Genomic DNA, 16,879 nt, shown 5'->3' with positions numbered 1-16,879 from the left:
GGCCGCGGATCCCGGATGGGGTTCCGCGGCCCTGAAGGCGCCGGCCTGATCAGGTCAGGCTGGATAGCTCCAGGGTTTTGGCCCACGGAAGGCCCACATCTGGTGGTGCTGCGTCGTCTGCTTCCGGAATCCGGCACCGGCCGCTGCAAAGGCATAGGCGCCTGCCTGTGCCACTACCGCTTCCAGTGCCTTGGTCGGTCGCTCATTGCGCTCACGGGCAGGGAGGCCCGCGGGAGCCAGGGCGGAGGCCGGACGGTCGGCACGAATGCCGGACAGACCGGTGCCCTGGTGGGAGGCGCCGAGCATGCACAGGGAGACGGTCGAGCGATCGGTCAGTTTGGCCGTGCCGATGGTGCTGAAGTTGATGCTGATCACTGGACTCGCCTCCTCTCGGCGTCTCAGGGACTGGTGAACCAGTCCGTTTCGTATGTGCAAGTACATCACGGAGGCCGGGCCTTGGAGAAGGCCGCTGCTTCCGTGCCTAGAACCTATGGGGATTCGCGGCGCGTGCGCAAACTATTTTTTCGACGAGTTCGCATCAGTCGTCCGCGTCCTCGCCGCCGACTTCCTGACCTGCGCAGATGGCCAGCACATCGGCTCCGTAGCTGCGCAGCTTGCGGCTGAGGACGCCGGGGATGCGGGAGAGTTCCGCGGCGCTGTCCGGCCGGGCCTCCGCGATGGCCATCAGGGTGCGGTCGGTGAAGACGCAGAAGTCCGGCTGACCGCTCTGCGCGGCCTGCGCCGCCCGCCACTCGCGCAGCCGCTCGTAGAGCCCTTCGTCCATGTCGGAGGGGCAGTCCTCGCAGCGCATCAGTTTCATCTCGCCGGCGTCGGTGAGGGTGCGGCCGCAGACCCGGCAGCGGGCCGGGGTGCGCTGGGTGCGCCGAGGCACCGCGGCCGCGGCCGCGGCGAGGACGCCGCGCTCGACGCCGCCGACGGCCGCGGCGGCGCCGCGGCCCACGGTGGGGGTGGTGCCGGGGCGCAGCCCGTCGAGGAAGCGGCTGGGCCTGCGGCTCGGGCGGCCGCCGGGCGAGCGGGAGAGGGCCCAGGAGACATGGAGGCGTTCGCGCGCGCGGGTGACGCCGACGTAGAGCAGACGGCGCTCCTCCTCGACCTGCTCGTCCGTCTTCGCGTAGGTGATGGGCAGCATGCCCTCGGCGACGCCCACCAGGAAGACGGCGTCCCATTCGAGGCCCTTGGCGGCGTGCAGGGAGGCGAGGGTGACGCCCTGGACGGTGGGGGCGTGCTGGGTGTTCGCCCGCTCGTCCAGTTCCGCCACGAAGTCGCCGAGGGTGGCGCCCGGGCGGGCGGCGGCGAGGTCCTGGGCGAGGTTGACCAGCGCGGCGAGGGATTCCCAGCGTTCTCTGACGGCGCCGGAGCCGGCCGGGGGCACGGGGGTCCAGCCGCCCTCGCCGGACAGCACGGCGCGGACCTGGGAGGGCAGGTCCACGGCGCCGTCCAGCAGGGCGTCGTTGCCGCCGAAGCGGGCGGCGCCGCGCAGGGCGATGCCGGCCTTGCGCACCTCGGGCCGGTCGAAGAAGCGTTCGGCGCCGCGCAGCTGGTAGGGCACGCCGGCGTCGGCCAGAGCCTGCTCGTAGGTCTCGGACTGGGAGTTGGTGCGGAACAGGACGGCGATCTCGGCGGCCGGGACGCCGGCGTCGATCAGCTCGCGGATGCGGCGGGCGGCTCCCTCGGCCTCGGCCGGCTCGTCGGTGTACTCGGCGTAGACGGGTTCGGGCCCGGAGGGGCGCTGGGAGATGAGTTCCAGCCGGTGGTCGGCGGCGCGGCCGTGGGCCTGGGCGAGCAGGCCGTTGGCCAGGCGGACGACCTGGGGCGTGGAGCGGTAGTCGCGCACCAGCTTGACGACGGTGGCGCCCGGGTACCGGACGCGGAAGTCGAGGAGGTGGTCGGGCGTTGCTCCGGTGAACGAGTAGATGGTCTGGCTGGCGTCGCCGACGACGCACAGGTCGTCGCGCTCGCCGAGCCACAGTTCCAGCAGCCGCTGCTGGAGCGGGCTGACGTCCTGGTACTCGTCCACCACGAAGTGCTGGTACTGGGCGCGGATCTGTTCGGCGATGTCGTGCCGGTCCTGGAGGATGGCGACGGTGAGCAGCAGCACGTCCTCGAAGTCGATCACCGCGCGGTCGCGTTTGAGGTCCTCGTAGGCCGCGTACAGGTGGGCGATCTCGGTGGGGTCGCGGGGGGACTCGCGGCCGGCCTTCGCTGCCGCGTACGGGTAGTCGGCCGGGATCGTCTGGGTGACCTTGCACCATTCGATCTCGCTGGTGACGTCGCGCAGCTCGCCGCGGTCGAGCCGGGTGCCGAGGGCCGCGGCCGCGTCGGCGACCAGCTGGATCTTGCGGTCGATCAGCCGGGGCATGCCGCCGCCGATGGCTTTCGGCCAGAAGTACTGGAGCTGGCGCAGGGCCGCGGAGTGGAAGGTGCGGGCCTGGACGCCCTGGGCGCCGAGCTGGCGCAGCCGGCCGCGCATCTCTCCGGCGGCACGGTTGGTGAAGGTGACGGCGAGGACGCTGGTGGGCTGGAGGATCCCGGCGCGCACCCCGTAGGCGATGCGGTGGGTGATCGCCCGGGTCTTGCCGGTGCCCGCGCCGGCCAGCACACACACCGGGCCGCGCAGGGCGGTGGCCACCTCGCGCTGCTCGGGATCGAGCCCTTCGAGCACCGCGTCGGCGGAGTCCGGGACGTCCGGTACCTGCGGGAAGAGGGGGGAGTGCGTTGCTGCTGTCACACCAGCCATGCTGCCAGGTCGCCCGGGGCGGCCGCGCCGGTTGTCCACAGGCGGGGTGGGATGGTCGTACCGGTGCGGTGGGAGTCACAGCCGGGGCGGCCGGTCCCGGCCGGATACCCCCCGTGGGAATGGCGGGCCGGTCGTCCGCGTTCACTTGGCGGACGACGTTTTTCCGAGCTGCCTGAGGAGCGCGAGAGACATGCAGGGCACTGTGACGATGTACAGCACGACTTGGTGCGGCTACTGCCGTCGGCTGAAGAGCCAGATGGACCGGGAGGGCATCGCCTACACCGAGATCAACATCGAGCAGGACCCCGAGTCCGCGGCGTTCGTGGAGAAGGCGAACGGCGGCAACCAGACGGTTCCGACCGTGCTCTTCGCGGACGGCACCACCATGACGAACCCGTCGCTGGCCCAGGTCAAGCAGAAGCTCGCCGCGTAACGGCCCGAGCTGCGAAACGGCGGTTCCCGAGTCCGGAGTGACTGGGAACCGCCGTTTTCGTGTGCCGGACGACACCCGGCGTGCCGCACGGCACCCGGCCGGTGGTCCGCCGGGGTGCCTCAGAAGGCGGCGCGGGTGGGCAGGGGCTTGCCGTACCACATCTCGATCAGGCGGGCCGCGATGGAGATGCCGTAGGGCGGCAGCACCTCGCCGGACTCGAAGGCCTCGTGCAGTTCCTGGCGGGAGAACCAGCGGGCCTCGGAGATCTCGTCGCCGTCGACCTGGATCTCGGTGGTGGTGGCGCGGGCCATGAAGCCGAGCATCAGGCTGGACGGGAAGGGCCAGGGCTGGCTCGCCACGTACTCGACGCCGCCGATGGTGACGCCGACCTCCTCGGCGACCTCGCGGCGCACCGCCTGCTCGATGGACTCGCCGGGCTCCACGAAGCCGGCCAGCGTGGAGAAGCGGCCCTCGGGCCAGTGCACCTGGCGGCCGAGCAGGATGCGGTCCTCCGCGTCGGTGACCGCCATGATCACCGCCGGGTCGGTGCGCGGGTAGTGCTCCGCGCCGCAGGCCTGGCAGCGGCGGATGTGACCGGCGGCGGCGATGACCGTGCGCTCGCCGCAGCGGGAGCAGAAGCGGTGGGTGCGCTGCCAGTTCTCCAGGCCGACCGCGTGCACCATGAGCGCGGTGTCGCGCGCCGACAGCAGCAGACCGGCCTCGCGCAGGCCCGCCGGGCGCGCGGACTGGTCGATGCGGCCGGGCAGCGCGTCCTTCTGGAGCGCGAAGTAGGCCACGCCGTCCTCGTCGATGCCGAGGAAGTAGCGGTGCGCCTCGGTGAGCGGCGCCTCGAAGGAGGGCGTCATGACGAGTTCGGTCCGGCCGTCGGGCGTCTCGTCGATGAGGACCTGGCCGCCGGAGACCACGAAACAGCGGGTCGTCGGGTGGCTCCACGCCGCCGCGAGCCAGGCCTCGTCCAGCCGGTGGTGGGCGGCGCGGTCGATGCCGCAGGGGGCGGTCAGCGAGATGGGTCGATCGGCTGTGTCGTCGGTCCAGGTGGTCACGGGTGCTTCCAACTCCCCCAGTGGGCGGTTCGGTTTCGGCGGGCGGTTCGGCGGGACGTACGACAGGACGCACCGGGTCGGGCGGGCGGGGGGCGGTCCTTCCAGTGTGCCCCTCGCCCCGGCGTCCCCGTGCCGGGGCTCGGTGCGGGCCGGTCAGGCTGAGGGCCGCCAGTTCTCGGCCAGGTCGGCCCACAGGTAGGCGCTGGTCTCGACGCCCTTGAGGAGGAGGTCCAGCTCGACCTTCTCGTTGGGCGCGTGCCAGCCGTCGGAGGGAACGGAGATGCCCAGGAAGAGCACGGGGCTGCCGAGGACTTCCTGGAGGTCGGCGGCGGGGCCGGAGCCGCCCTCGCGGGTGAAGCGGACCGGGCCCTCGAAGGCGCGGCCCATCGCCCGGGCCACCGAGCGCAGCGCCGGGTGGTCGAGCGGGGTCAGACAGGGGCGGGTGGCCGAGCCGAAGTCGATCTCGGCGCGGATCCCGGCGGGCACCTGCTCGGCGGCCCAGGCGCGGACCGCCTTCTCGACGTGGTCCGGGTCCTGCCCGGCGACCAGCCGGAACGACAGCTTGACCATGGCCGAGGACGGGATGATGGTCTTGCTGCCGGGGCCCTGGTAGCCGCCGCCGATCCCGTTGACCTCGGCGGTCGGGCGGGCCCAGATGCGCTCCAGGGTGGTGAGCCCGGCCTCGCCGTGGGTGGCGCGGGACTTGGCGGTGCGCAGCCAGCGCTCCTCGTCGAAGGGCAGCTCGGCGAAGAGTTCGCGCTCGCGCTCGGTCAGCTCCACGACGCCGTCGTAGAAGCCGGGCACGGCCACCCGTCCCCGCTCGTCGTGCAGGGCGGCGACCAGGCGGGCGACGGCGGTGGCCGGGTTGGGCACGGCGCCGCCGAAGGAGCCGGAGTGGATGTCCTGGTCGGGGCCGTGGAGGCGGATCTCGCACTCGGCCAGGCCGCGCATGCCGGTGCACACCGTCGGGGTGTCCTCGGCCCACATGCCGGTGTCGGAGACGATCACGGCGTCGGCCGTGAGGCGCTGCGCGCGCTCCTCCACCAGGGCCCGGAAATGCGGGGAGCCGGACTCCTCCTCGCCCTCGATCAGCAGCTTCAGACCGACCGCGGGGGCGGTACGGCCGGTCGCGGCGAGGTGGGCGCGCACACCGAGGGTGTGGAAGAACACCTGGCCCTTGTCGTCGGCGGCGCCGCGGGCGTAGAGCCGGTTGCCGCGCACGACCGGCTCGAAGGGATCGCTGTCCCAGCCGTCCTCGCGGGCGGCGGGCTGCACGTCGTGGTGGCCGTAGACCAGCACGGTGGGCGCCCCGGGGTCGTCGCAGGGCCACTCGGCGAAGACGGCCGGGGCGCCCTCGGTGGGCCACACCTCGACGGTCGGGAAGCCGGTCTCCCTCAGCTTGGCGGCGAGCCAGTCCGCGCTGCGCCGCACGTCGGGCGCGTGGTCGGGCTGGGCCGACACGGAGGGGATGCGCAGCCATGCGGCGAGGTCGTCGAGGAAGGCGGCGCGGTGCTGCTCGATGTACGTGCGGACGGCGCTGTCCGGGGTCTGGCTCATGCTCACGAGCCTATCGGCCCGCGCGGGCATCCTCGGCGGGCGGTTCGTCACACTCGCGGTGGGCGCTGTGTCACGTCCGGCGCCGGCCCCGCGGTGCCGGGCGTCCGGCCGGGGTCGCCGCCGAGCAGCCGCTCCAGCGCGGTCCGGTCCGGCAGGTCCGCGGGGCGGACGACCTCGCCGGTGCGCACGTACAGGAACGCGGCGGTGACCGAGTCGAGCGGGACGCCCTGCTGCTCGGCCCAGGCCAGCCGGTAGACGGCGAGCTGGAGCGGATCGGCGGTGTGCTCGCGGCCGGTCTTCCAGTCCACGATCTCGTACGTCGCCGCCCTGCCCTCGCCCGTGCGGTAGACGGCGTCTATCCGGCCGCGCACGATCCGCCCGGCGAGGGTGAGCTGGACCGGGGCCTCGACGCGGTACGGCGTGCGCCGGGCGTACTCGGTGCGCTCGAAGGCCTCCTTCAGCGCCTCCAGGTCCTCCTCGTCGGCGATCTCCGCGTCGCCGCCGGGCAGCTCGTCGGGCTCCAGCAGGGGCAGCGCCAGCTCCTCGTAGCGGGACTCCACCCAGGCGTGGAACCGGGTGCCGCGGCGTGCGGACCGCTGCGGGGGGCGCGGCATGGGGCGGGCGAGCTCCTGCGCGAGCCCGTCCGGGTCCTCGGCCAGGAGCAGCAGCTGGGTCGCGGTGAGCGTCACGGGCAGGGGGACGTCGGTGACGGTGCGGCGGGCCAGCAGCAGCTCCCGGGTGAGCGCGTCCAGATCGCGGTCCCAGGAGGCGGTCAGACGGCTCTCCTCGGGGGTGAGCACCGGTTCGGCGGGGCCGGTCGCCTGGCGGGGGACGGCGGGCGCGGCGGGGGCCGGGCCGTCGTACGGGCCGTACGGCTCGTCGTCGTACGGCTCCTCGTCGTACGGCGGCTCGTCCTCGTAGGGCGGTTCGTCCTCGTAGGGCGGCTCGTCGTACGGCGGTTCCTCCGGCGGTGCGGGCCAGTCCGGGTCGCCGGAGGCGGCGGGAACGGCGGGGTCGGCCGGGTTCCGGGCCGCCAGGTGGGCGAGGACGGTCTCGGCGGCCGCGCGGCGGCGGGCGAGGGCCTCCGGGTCCAGGGGCAGCGGCCAGGCCTGCTCGGTGTCGGGCTCCCGCAGGGCCGGGTTCTCCTCGTCGTCGCCGGGTTCGTCCGCCCAGGCCTCGATCTCGCCGTACCCGGCGGCGCAGTGGTCGTGCAGCGCCCGGAGGAAGTCGGAGGGGCCGCGTTTCTTCTTCTGGCTGGGCCCCCACCAGTGGCCGGAGCCGAGCAGGAGGGAACGGGGGCGGGTGAAGGTGACGTAGCCGAGGCGGAGTTCCTCGGTGTGCTGGTGGTCCTTCATGGCCTCGTGGAAGGCCTTCATGCCGCGCGCGTCCCAGCCGTCGACGTCGGGCAGGGTGTCGGCGTCCCCGCGCAGCGCGTGCGGCAGCACCTTGGCCTGGGCGGTCCACTTGTCGCGGCCCTGGGCGCTGGGGAAGGTGCCGGTGACGAGGCCGGGCACGGCCACGACGTCCCACTCCAGGCCCTTGGACTTGTGCGCGGTGAGCACCTTGACGGTGTTCTCGCCGCCGGGCAGGGCGTTGTCGAGGCCCTTCTCGTACTGGGCGGCGGTGCGCAGGAAGCCGAGGAAGGCGAGCAGGGTGGCCTCGCCGTCACCCGTGGAGAAGGAGGCGGCCACGTCGAGGAAGTTGGCGAGGGTCTCGCGGCGGCGGGCGGCCAGCGCGTGCGGGGAGGCCGACAGCTCCACCTCCAGACCGGTGACGGCGAGGACGCGGTGCAGCACGTCCATCAGCGGGTCGGACAACGCGCGGCGCAGCTCGCGCAGTTCGGCGGCGAGGCGGGCGAAGCGCACCCGGGCGTCCGGGGAGAACGGCAGCCCGTCGTCGTCCTCGCCGGAGGCGTCCAGGAAGGTGTCCAGGGCGTCGGCGAGCGATATCACCTCGGCCGGGTCGGTGCCCTCCACCGCGGCGGCCAGCCGGCGGTCCGGGTCGTCGGCGTCGTCGGCGCGGGCGTGGGCGACCAGCAGGCGGGCGCTGCGGCCGAGCAGGGCGAGGTCGCGGGGGCCGATGCGCCAGCGGGGCCCGGTGAGCAGCCGCACCAGGGCGGCGTTGGCCCCGGGGTCCTGGAGGACCTCGCAGACGGCGACCAGGTCGGCGACCTCGGGCAGGTGCAGCAGCCCGGACAGGCCGACCACCTCGACGGGGACGTCCCGGGCGACGAGCGCGGCCTGGATCGCGCCGAAGTCGCCCGCCGTGCGGCACAGCACGGCGATCTCGCCGGGGGCGGTGCCGGTGCGCACCAGGTGGGCGATGGAGTCGCCGAGCCAGTCCAGCTCCTCGGCGTGGGTGGGCAGCAGGGCGCAGCGGACCCGGCCGTCGAGCTCGGCGCCGGGGGCGGGGCGGAGGGCTTCGACGCCCGCGTGCATCGCGCGCAGCGGGGCGGCGAGGCCGTTGGCGAGGTCGAGGAGGCGGCCGCCGCTGCGCCGGTTCTCGCTGAGCGCCTGGCGGGTGGCGGGGCGGCCGTCGGCGTGGCGGAAGTGTTCCGGGAAGTCGTCCAGGTTGGCGACGGAGGCGCCGCGCCAGCCGTAGATGGCCTGGCAGGGGTCGCCGACGGCGGTCACCGGGTGGCCGGTGCCGCCGCCGAACAGGCCCGCGAGCAGCACGCGTTGGGCGACGGAGGTGTCCTGGTACTCGTCCAGGAGGACCACCCGGAACTCCTCGCGCAGCAGCCGGCCCACCTCGGGCAGGCCGGCGAGGCGGGCGGACAGGGCGATCTGGTCGCCGAAGTCGAGCAGGTCCCGTTCGCGTTTGGCGGCCCGGTAGCGCTGGACCAGGTCGGTGAGTTCGCGGCGGGCGGCGGCGGTCTCGGGGACCTTGCGCAGCTCGGCGTTGCTGAGTTTCGCGCCGTCGAGGGCGGCCAGCAGTTCCGTGTCCCAGGTGCGCAGCCGGCCGGGTTCCACGAGGTGCTCGGAGAGTTCGGAGTCGAGGGCGAGCAGATCGCTGACGAGGTCGGCGAAGGAGCGGGTGAGCGCCGGGTAGGGGCCGGGGGCCTCGCGCAGCACGCGGGCGGCGAGCTGGTAGCGGGTGGCGTCGGCGAGGAGGCGGGAGGCGGGCTCCAGGCCGATGCGCAGGCCGTGGTCGGTGAGGAGGCGGCCGGCGAAGGAGTGGTACGTGGAGATCACCGGCTCGCCCGGGGGGTTGTCCGGGTCCCACCAGGAGGGGTCGGCGGAGGGCGCTGCCGCCGAGGGCCGGCCGGGCGGCGGGAGGGCGTCGGGGTCGGTGACGCCCGCCTTGACGAGGGCCTTGCGGACGCGTTCGGCCAGCTCGCCCGCCGCCTTGTTGGTGAAGGTCAGGCCGAGGACCTGCTCGGGGGCGACCTGCCCGGTGCCGACCAGCCAGACCACGCGGGCCGCCATCACGGTGGTCTTGCCCGACCCGGCTCCGGCCACGATCACCTGCGGGGCGGGCGGCGCGGTGATGCAGGCCGTCTGCTCCGGGGTGAAGGGGATGCCGAGGAGCTCCTTGAGCTGCTCGGGATCGGTGAGATGGGCGGGCATGTCGCAAAAGGCTAGCGGGGGGCACTGACAGCCCCGTGCGCGCCGCTCCTCCAGGGCAGGGTAGGCCCAGGTCAGCGGGGTGGGGTGCGGTACGTCACTCCACCACGTGCCGTCCCTCGGGCCGGGCGCTGCACGAGGCGCGGAAGGCGCAGTGGGCGCAGTGCTGGCCGGCGCTGGGCGAGAACCGCTCGTCCAGGACCTTCCCGGCGGCGGTGGCCAGCAGCTCGCCGACCCACTCCCCCGCGAGCGGTTCCTGGCTCTGCACCTTGGGCAGCGCCTCGCCGCCGTCGCGCTGGGCGGCGCCCTGGCGCAGGTGGACCAGTTCGGCGCCGCCGGGCTCGGGGCGGGCGCCGTCGAAGGCGGTGTCGGCGGCGCCCTCGCGGACGGCGAGCTGGTAGACGGCGAGCTGGGGGTGGCGGGCCACCTCGCGCGCGGTGGGGGCCTGTTTGCCGGTCTTGAAGTCGACCACGTAGGCGCGGCCCTCGGCGTCCGTCTCGACGCGGTCCATCTGGCCGCGGACGCGGACCTGGTAGTCGCCCGCCTCCAGGGTGACGTCGAAGTCCTGCTCGCTGGCGACGGGGGTGCGCCCCGCCCGGTCCAGGACGTGCCAGTTCAGGAAGCGTTCGAGCGCGGCGCGGGCGTTGTCCTTCTCCTGGCGGGACTTCCAGGGCGCGTCGAAGGCGAGCGCGTTCCACACCGAGTCCAGGCGTTCCATGAGGACGTCGAGGTCGGCGGGGGTGCGGCCGGAGGCGACCTCGTCGGCGAGGACGTGCACGACGTTGCCGAAGCCCTGGGCCGCGGTGGCGGGTGCGTCGGCCTTCACCTCGCGGCCCAGGAACCATTGCAGGGCACAGGTGTTGGCCAGCTGGTCGAGGGCGCTGCCGGAAAGCACCACGGGCTGGTCGCGGTGGCGCAGCGGCACCTTGCTCTCGGTCGGCTCGAACATGCCCCACCAGCGGTAGGGGTGCGCGGCCGGCACGAGGGGGCGGCCGTCCTCGTCGGTGAGCGCGGCGAGCCGGGCCAGGCGGCGGGCGGCGGCCTCGCGCAGGGCGGCGGAGGCGCGCGGGTCGACGGTGGTGGCGCGCAGCTCGGCGACGAGCGCGGCCACGGACAGCGGGCGCCGGGGGCGGCCGGCGACGTCCCTGGGCTCGACGCCCAGCTCGGTCAGGAACCGGGAGGGCTGGTCGCCGTCCTCGGCGGGCGCCTTCACCGCGGTGACGACCAGGCGGTCGCGGGCGCGGGTGGCGGCGGCGTAGAACAGGCGGCGTTCCTCCGCGAGCAGCGCGCCCTGGGTGAGCGGCTCGGCCAGTCCGTCGCGGCCGATCCGGTCGGCCTCCAGCAGCGATCCGCGGCGCCTGAGGTCGGGCCACAGGCCCTCCTGCACGCCCGCGACGACGACGAGTGGCCACTCCAGGCCCTTGGCGCGGTGCGCGGTCATCAGGCGTACGGCGTCGGGGCGCACCGCGCGGCGGGTGAGGGTGTCGGCGGCGATGTCCTCGGCCTCGATCTCGGCCAGGAAGTTCAGGGCGCCGCGGCCCCCGGTGCGCTCCTCGGCGCGGGCGGCGGTGGCGAACAGGGCGCAGACGGCGTCCAGGTCCCGGTCGGCGTTGCGGCCGGCCGCGCCGCCGCGCAGGGCGGCCCGCGCCAGGCGGCCGGGCCAGGGGGTGCCGGACCACAGGTCCCACAGCGCCTCCTCGGCCGTACCGCCGTTCGCGAGGCGCTCGCGGGCCGTGCGCAGCAGCGCGCCGAGGCGCTGGGCGCCCCGGGCGTACGCCGGGTCGTGCACGGCCAGCCGCTCGGGCTCGGCGAGCGCCCTGGTGAGCAGCTCGTCCGAGGGCGGCGGCAACGGGTTCCCGCCGGCCCGCTCCTCCTCGCGCAGCGCCCGTCCCAGCCGGCGCAGATCGGCCGCGTCCATGCCGGCGAGGGGGGAGCCGAGCAGGGTGAGCGCGGTCTCGGTGTCCAGCCAGGGCGTCTTTCGGGGCGGCTCGGCCGGGTGCCGGGCGGGGGCGGGGTGCTCGTCCGCCGCCGCGCCCCGGTCCGGCGCGCGGGAGCCGTCCACGGCAGGGCGCTCGCCCGGTGCCGGGTCCTCGTCGGCCGCCGGGGCCGCATCGCTCACCGCGCCCTCGTCGGCCGCCGTGCCCGCATCGCTCGCCGCGCCCTTGTCGGGCGCCGTGTCCCCGTCCGGCTCCGAACCCCCGTCCGCCTCCGGGCGCGCCTGCGCCTCCGCCCGGGCTTCCGCCTCCGCCCCCTCCTGGGACCGCGCCTCCGCCCGCTGCTCCGCCTCCGGCTCCGGCCGCTCCCCCGCGGCCCCGCCCTCCCGCTCCCGTGCCTCCGCGACCGCCACCGCCCGCAGGGCCGTGAGCAGCGGGGCCACCGCCGGTTCGTGGCGCAGGGGGAGGTCGTCGCCGTCGATGTCCAGGGGGACGCCGGCCGCGGTGAGGGCGCGGCGCAGGGTGGGCAGGGAGCGGGCGCCGGCGCGGACCAGGACGGCCATGTCACGCCAGGGGACGCCGTCCTCCAGGTGGGCGCGGCGCAGGATGTCCGCGATGTTGTCCAGCTCGGTGCCCGGGGTCGGGTACGTGTAGACCTCGACCCGGCCGCCGTCGCGTACCGCGGTCGGCTCCCGGTGGGCGCGCACCTTGTCGGCGGGCAGCCGGGGCAGCGGCATGCGCCGGGTGATCAGCCGGGTGGCCTCCAGCAGCGCGCCGCCCGAGCGGCGGTTGGTGCGCAGCACCTGGACGGGGGCCGGGCGCCCGTCGGCGCACGGGAAGGCCTCGGGGAAGTCGAGGATGCCGTTCACGTCGGCGCCCCGGAAGGTGTAGATCGACTGGTCGGGGTCGCCGAACGCGACCAGGGTGCGGCCGCCGCCGGCCAGGGCGCGCAGCAGCCGCACCTGGGCCGGGTCGGTGTCCTGGTACTCGTCGACGTACACGGCGTCGTACCGCGCGGCCAGGGCGGCGCCGGTCTCGGGGCGGCCGGCCAGCAGCACCGCACGGTGCACCAGCTCCGCGTAGTCGATCACGCCTTGGAGGTCCAGCACGTCCAGGTACTCGGCGAGGAAGGCGGCGGCGGCGCGCCAGTCCGGGCGGCCGATGCGGCGGGCGAACGCGTCCAGGGCGTCCGGGCCGAGGCCCAGCTCACGGCTGCGGGCCAGCACGGCACGGACCTCGTCCGCGAAACCGCGGGTGGTCAGACAGGCGCGCAGTTCGTCCGGCCAGCGCACATGGGTCAGCCCGAGCCGCTCCAGCTCGGGCTGCCCGGCCAGCAGCTCGCGCACGGCGACGTCCTGCTCCGGGCCGGACAGCAGGCGCAGCGGCTCGGCGAACAGTTCGCCGTCCTGGTGGGCGCGGACCAGGGCGTAGCCGTACGAGTGAAAGGTGGTCGCCCGGGGCGCGCGGGCCGCGCCGATGCGCTGGGCCATGCGGTCGCGCAGGTCGAGGGCGGCCCGGCGGCTGAACGTCAGCACCAGGATGCGCTCGGGGTCGCCGCCCCGGGCGATCCGCGCGGCCACGGACTCGATCAGGGTGGTGGTCTTGCCGGTGCCGGGGCCCGCGAGGACGAGCAGCGGCCCGGCGCGGTGGTCAACCACGGCGCGCTGGGCGGCGTCCAGAACAGGGGAGGCCGGCCGCGGCGGCGGGGTGCGCACCAGTCGGTAGGCGCCACGGCTCCCCCGCCGCACCTCGGGGTGCGGCGGGCGTCCGGTGGTGGAAGAGGAGCTCACGTGGTCGGCCGGTCCTGGTGGTCGTACTGCTTGCTGGTGGTGCGGGCGGGCGGGCGCTCACGCGCGCGGGGCGGTGCCCTCCGGCTGGGGGACACACGGGCCGCCGGCGTGATGCCGCCGACTCTCGAACGTACGGCATGCCGCGGGTGTCCCCGGTGTCACCCGGACGGGGCAGGGGTTGCCCCCATGGCCCCCCGATGGCGGAAGCTGTCAGGTGTGACCCTCGTCGCCCGTACCGCCGTCCCACCGGGCCCGCCGCATGTCCAGCCGCGGCAGGTGGCCCTCGGCGCTCCTGCCCGCCTCCTTCAGCGGGGTGCCCTCGGCGCGGTAGTGCGCGAGCGCGCGCAGCTCGTGCCCGGGCAGCAGCACCCCGTCGGCGCGGACGATCCGCCACCACGGCACGGCGCCGCCGTAGAGGGCCATCACCCGGCCCACCTGGCGCGGGCCGCCCTCCTCCAGCCACTCGGCGACGTCGCCGTACGTCATGACCCGTCCCGGCGGGACCAGCTCGGCGACCTGGAGGACCCGCTCGGCGTACTCGGGGAGCTCCGCCGGGTGCGTGTCCAGGATGTCCTCACCGGGGCTCTGCTCGCTCATTCGCCCCATCCTGCCGCACCCCGCCGACATCGTGGCGCGGAGCGGACCGGACGTTCCTCTCGCCCCCGGGCGGCGCTTCCGGCAGACTGTGCGACCGCACATCCGCACCCTGACGCCCGCGTGTGTCGGTGGGGCATGCCACCATCGTGCGGGCGGTGACCGGTGATACGAGACCAAGAAGAGATCATGAAACAGCAGGGCGTGCACCCCGAGGGCGGGTCGGGCACCCCTGACGCCGGCGCACGCCCGCAGACCGGCCGTACGACGGGCAAGGACGACCAGGACGCGCGCCGGGAACCGCGGCAGGCGGCCCCGGAACGCACCGAGGCGGAACGCACCGAGGGGGCGCACATCCCGCAGAACCCGTCGGCAGACCGCGGGCCGGGAGGCGACGACGCCCCGCGCGCGGACCAGGAGCCGCAGGCCCGGGACCCGCGCGCGGCCGAAGACCCGAAGCCGGACCAGGACCCGCGGCCGGACCCGGAGCCGCACCCGGATCACCCGGACCCCGTGGAGGGCGACGAACCGCTGCTCCCCGCCCGGGTGCACCGGCCCTCGGACCTGATGCGGCTCCTGGTGGGCCTGCTCGCCATCGTGGTGGTGCTCGCCGTCGCCGCGTTCGCGCACGGCACCACCTCCGGCCTCGAACAGGACATCAACAAGGGCACCGGACAGGCCCCCGACCTGCTGATCCGCTTCGCGGGGCTGGCCTCCAGCATCGCGATCCTGCTGGTCCCGGTCGCCTTCGCGATCGAACGGCTGATCAAACGGGACGGGCTGCGCATCGCCGACGGCGTCCTCGCCGCCGTCCTCGCGCACGGGGTGACGCTCGCCACCGACCTGTGGGTCGCGCGGGCCGCCCCGGGCTCGATCCAGGACGCCCTGACCCAGCCCTCGCCGGGCGACATCCACGCGCTGACCGACCCGGTGCACGGCTATCTGGCACCCGTCATCGCCTATATGACGGCCGTCGGCATGTCCCGCAGACCCCGCTGGCGCGCGGTGTTGTGGATCGTGCTGCTGCTCGACGCGTTCTCCATGCTGGTCACCGGCTACACGACCGCCTTCTCCATCGTCCTGACGGTGCTCATCGGCTGGTCCGTCGCCTACGGCACCCTGTACGCGGTCGGCTCCCCCAACATCCGCCCCACCGGCCAGACCCTGCTGGCGGGCCTGCGGCACGTCGGTTTCCATCCGGTCGGCGCGGTCCGCGAGGAGGCCGTGGAGAGCGAGAACGGCGACCGCGGCCGGCGCTACTTCGTCACCCTGGAGGACGGCCCGCCGCTGGACGTCACGGTCGTGGACCGCGAGCAGCAGGCCCAGGGCTTCTTCTACCGGGCGTGGCGCAATCTGACCCTGCGCGGCTTCGCCACCCGCTCCAGCCTCCAGTCGCTGCGCCAGGCACTGGAGCAGGAGGCGCTGCTGGCGTACGCGGCGATCGCGGCGGGCGCCAACGCGCCGAAGCTGATCGCCACCTCGGAGCTGGGCCCGGACGCGGTGATGCTGGTCTACGAGCACACCGGCGGACGCACCCTGGACTCGCTGGCCGACGAGGAGATCACCGACGAGTTGCTGCGCAGCGCCTGGCGGCAGGTGCGCGCGCTGCAGTCGCGGCGCATCGCGCACCGCAGGCTGGCCGGCGACGCGATCCTGGTGGATCGTTCCGGTGATGTGATCCTCACCGAGCTGCGCGGCGGCGAGATCGCGGCCGGCGAGCTGCTGCTGCGCATGGACGTGGCCCAGCTGCTGACCACGCTCGGCCTGCGGGTCGGCGCCGAACGGGCGGTGGCCTCGGCGGTCGAGGTACTCGGTCCGGACGCGGTGGCCGACTGCCTGCCGATGCTCCAACCGATCGCGCTCACCCGCTCCACCCGCGCCACGCTGCGCCGGCTGGGCCGCGAGCGCGCCGAGCGGGAGCGGGAGGCGGTCCTGGAGGCGTCCCGGCAGGCCAAGCTGGCCCGGCTCCAGGAGGCCGCCGACGCGAACGGCACCACCCTCGAAGAGGCCGACAGGCCGGACAAGAAGGCGGTGCGGGCGGAGCAGCGGGCCGAGCGGCGGGCGATCGACGAGGCCATAGAGGAGGCCCGCGAGGAGGACCTGCTCACCCAGATCCGGCACCAGGTGCTGCGGATCAGGCCCCAGGCCCCGGTGCAGCCGGCCCGGCTGGAGCGGGTGCGGCCGCGCACGCTGATCAGCTTCATCGCCGGTGCGATCGGCGCGTACTTCCTGCTGACGCAGCTCACCCACATCCAGTTCGGCACGCTGTTCGCGCAGGCGCAGTGGGGCTGGGTGGTCGCGGCCGTGCTGTTCTCGGCGCTGAGCTATGTGGCGGCGGCGATGTCGCTGCTGGGCTTCGTGCCGGAGCGGGTGCCGTTCCCGCGGACGGTGGCGGCCCAGGTCGCCGGGTCGTTCGTGAAGATCGTGGCACCGGCGGCGGTCGGTGGTGTGGCGCTGAACACGCGCTTCCTCCAGCGCGCGGGCGTGCGCCCGGGGCTCGCGGTGGCGAGCGTCGGCGCCTCGCAGCTGTTCGGGCTCGGCTGCCACATCCTGATGCTGCTGTCCTTCGGGTATCTGACCGGCACCGAGAAGACGCCGTCGCTGTCGCCGTCCCGCACCGTGATCGCGGGTCTGCTGACCGTCGCGGTGCTGGTGCTGGTGGTGACCTCGGTGCCGTTCCTGCGGAAGTTCGTGGTCACCCGGGTGCGGTCGTTGTTCGCCGGTGTGGTGCCGCGCATGCTCGATGTGCTCCAGCGGCCGCAGAAGCTGATCACCGGCATCGGCGGCATGCTGCTGCTGACCGCCTGCTTCGTGATGTGCCTCGACGCGTCCGTGCGGGCCTTCGGCGACGGCTCGGCCTCACTGAGCATCGCCAGCGTCGCGGTCGTCTTCCTCGCGGGCAACGCGCTCGGCTCCGCGGCGCCCACCCCCGGCGGCGTGGGCGCGGTCGAGGCCAGCCTCACCCTCGGTCTGATCGCCTTCGGCCTGCCCAAGGAGGTCGCGGCCCCCGCCGTGCTGCTGTTCCGGCTGCTGACCCTGTGGCTGCCGGTGCTGCCGGGCTGGCTGGCCTTCAACCAGCTGACCCGCAAGGGCGCCCTGTAGGGGTCCCGGGTCCGCGGAGCACGGTCGGGGCCCGTTCGGGGCGCGGCTGGGGCCCGTTCGGGGCGCGGTCGGGGCCCGTTC

At 74.8% G+C, this 16,879-nt stretch carries 9 protein-coding genes; 2 read left to right on the top strand and 7 right to left on the bottom strand.

Annotation, left to right across the window (positions count from 1 at the left end):
• Positions 1 to 54 precede the first annotated feature (54 nt).
• Both BLW85_RS25430 and BLW85_RS25425 read right to left on the bottom strand, forming a co-directional pair.
• A complete protein-coding gene (locus BLW85_RS25430) occupies positions 55 to 375 on the bottom strand; it encodes a hypothetical protein (protein WP_071828750.1) in 321 nt (106 codons plus the stop codon).
• Positions 376 to 538: 163 nt separating this feature from the next.
• Complete coding sequence (locus BLW85_RS25425) at positions 539 to 2,749, bottom strand: ATP-dependent DNA helicase UvrD2 (protein WP_341867953.1); 2,211 nt, start codon at positions 2,747 to 2,749, stop codon at positions 539 to 541.
• 199 nt (positions 2,750 to 2,948) lie between these two features.
• On the opposite strand from BLW85_RS25425, the gene BLW85_RS25420 reads away from it, so the two are divergent.
• Complete coding sequence (locus BLW85_RS25420; protein ID WP_074993197.1) at positions 2,949 to 3,191, top strand: mycoredoxin; 243 nt, start codon at positions 2,949 to 2,951, stop codon at positions 3,189 to 3,191.
• A gap of 119 nt (positions 3,192 to 3,310) precedes the next feature.
• On the opposite strand, the gene nudC is transcribed toward BLW85_RS25420, so the two are convergent.
• From nudC to BLW85_RS25395, 5 genes are all read right to left on the bottom strand, one after another.
• Complete coding sequence (gene nudC / locus BLW85_RS25415) at positions 3,311 to 4,255, bottom strand: NAD(+) diphosphatase (protein WP_070026869.1); 945 nt, start codon at positions 4,253 to 4,255, stop codon at positions 3,311 to 3,313.
• A gap of 153 nt (positions 4,256 to 4,408) precedes the next feature.
• The gene (locus BLW85_RS25410) at positions 4,409 to 5,812 is read right to left on the bottom strand and encodes a dipeptidase (protein ID WP_074993196.1); all 1,404 of its coding nucleotides are present in this window, start codon (positions 5,810 to 5,812) and stop codon (positions 4,409 to 4,411) included.
• Positions 5,813 to 5,859: 47 nt separating this feature from the next.
• The gene (locus BLW85_RS25405) at positions 5,860 to 9,381 is read right to left on the bottom strand and encodes an ATP-dependent DNA helicase (RefSeq protein ID WP_074993195.1); all 3,522 of its coding nucleotides are present in this window, start codon (positions 9,379 to 9,381) and stop codon (positions 5,860 to 5,862) included.
• A 94-nt stretch (positions 9,382 to 9,475) separates the two neighbouring features.
• On the bottom strand, positions 9,476 to 13,102 hold the full coding sequence (locus BLW85_RS25400; protein WP_079172420.1) for an ATP-dependent helicase: 3,627 nt from the start codon (positions 13,100 to 13,102) through the stop codon (positions 9,476 to 9,478).
• 210 nt (positions 13,103 to 13,312) lie between these two features.
• A complete protein-coding gene (locus BLW85_RS25395) occupies positions 13,313 to 13,699 on the bottom strand; it encodes an MGMT family protein (protein WP_070026872.1) in 387 nt (128 codons plus the stop codon).
• A 186-nt stretch (positions 13,700 to 13,885) separates the two neighbouring features.
• On the opposite strand from BLW85_RS25395, the gene BLW85_RS25390 reads away from it, so the two are divergent.
• Positions 13,886 to 16,798, top strand: coding sequence for a lysylphosphatidylglycerol synthase transmembrane domain-containing protein (locus BLW85_RS25390; RefSeq protein ID WP_074993194.1), 2,913 nt, complete (start codon positions 13,886 to 13,888; stop codon positions 16,796 to 16,798).
• Positions 16,799 to 16,879: the final 81 nt, after the last annotated feature.

The sequence above is a fragment of the Streptomyces misionensis genome (assembly GCF_900104815.1).
Lineage (GTDB): Bacteria > Actinomycetota > Actinomycetes > Streptomycetales > Streptomycetaceae > Streptomyces > Streptomyces misionensis.
This window is presented reverse-complemented; position numbering and strand designations above follow the sequence as displayed.

What these genes read in the sequence shown, in the direction of transcription:
- BLW85_RS25420 (WP_074993197.1), top strand. Translation starts at nt 2,949, where the DNA reads ATGCAGGGCACTGTGACGATGTACAGCACGACTTGGTGCGGCTACTGC.
- BLW85_RS25410 (WP_074993196.1), bottom strand. Translation starts at nt 5,812, where the DNA reads ATGAGCCAGACCCCGGACAGCGCCGTCCGCACGTACATCGAGCAGCAC.
- BLW85_RS25405 (WP_074993195.1), bottom strand. Translation starts at nt 9,381, where the DNA reads ATGCCCGCCCATCTCACCGATCCCGAGCAGCTCAAGGAGCTCCTCGGC.
- BLW85_RS25395 (WP_070026872.1), bottom strand. Translation starts at nt 13,699, where the DNA reads ATGAGCGAGCAGAGCCCCGGTGAGGACATCCTGGACACGCACCCGGCG.
- BLW85_RS25390 (WP_074993194.1), top strand. Translation starts at nt 13,886, where the DNA reads ATGAAACAGCAGGGCGTGCACCCCGAGGGCGGGTCGGGCACCCCTGAC.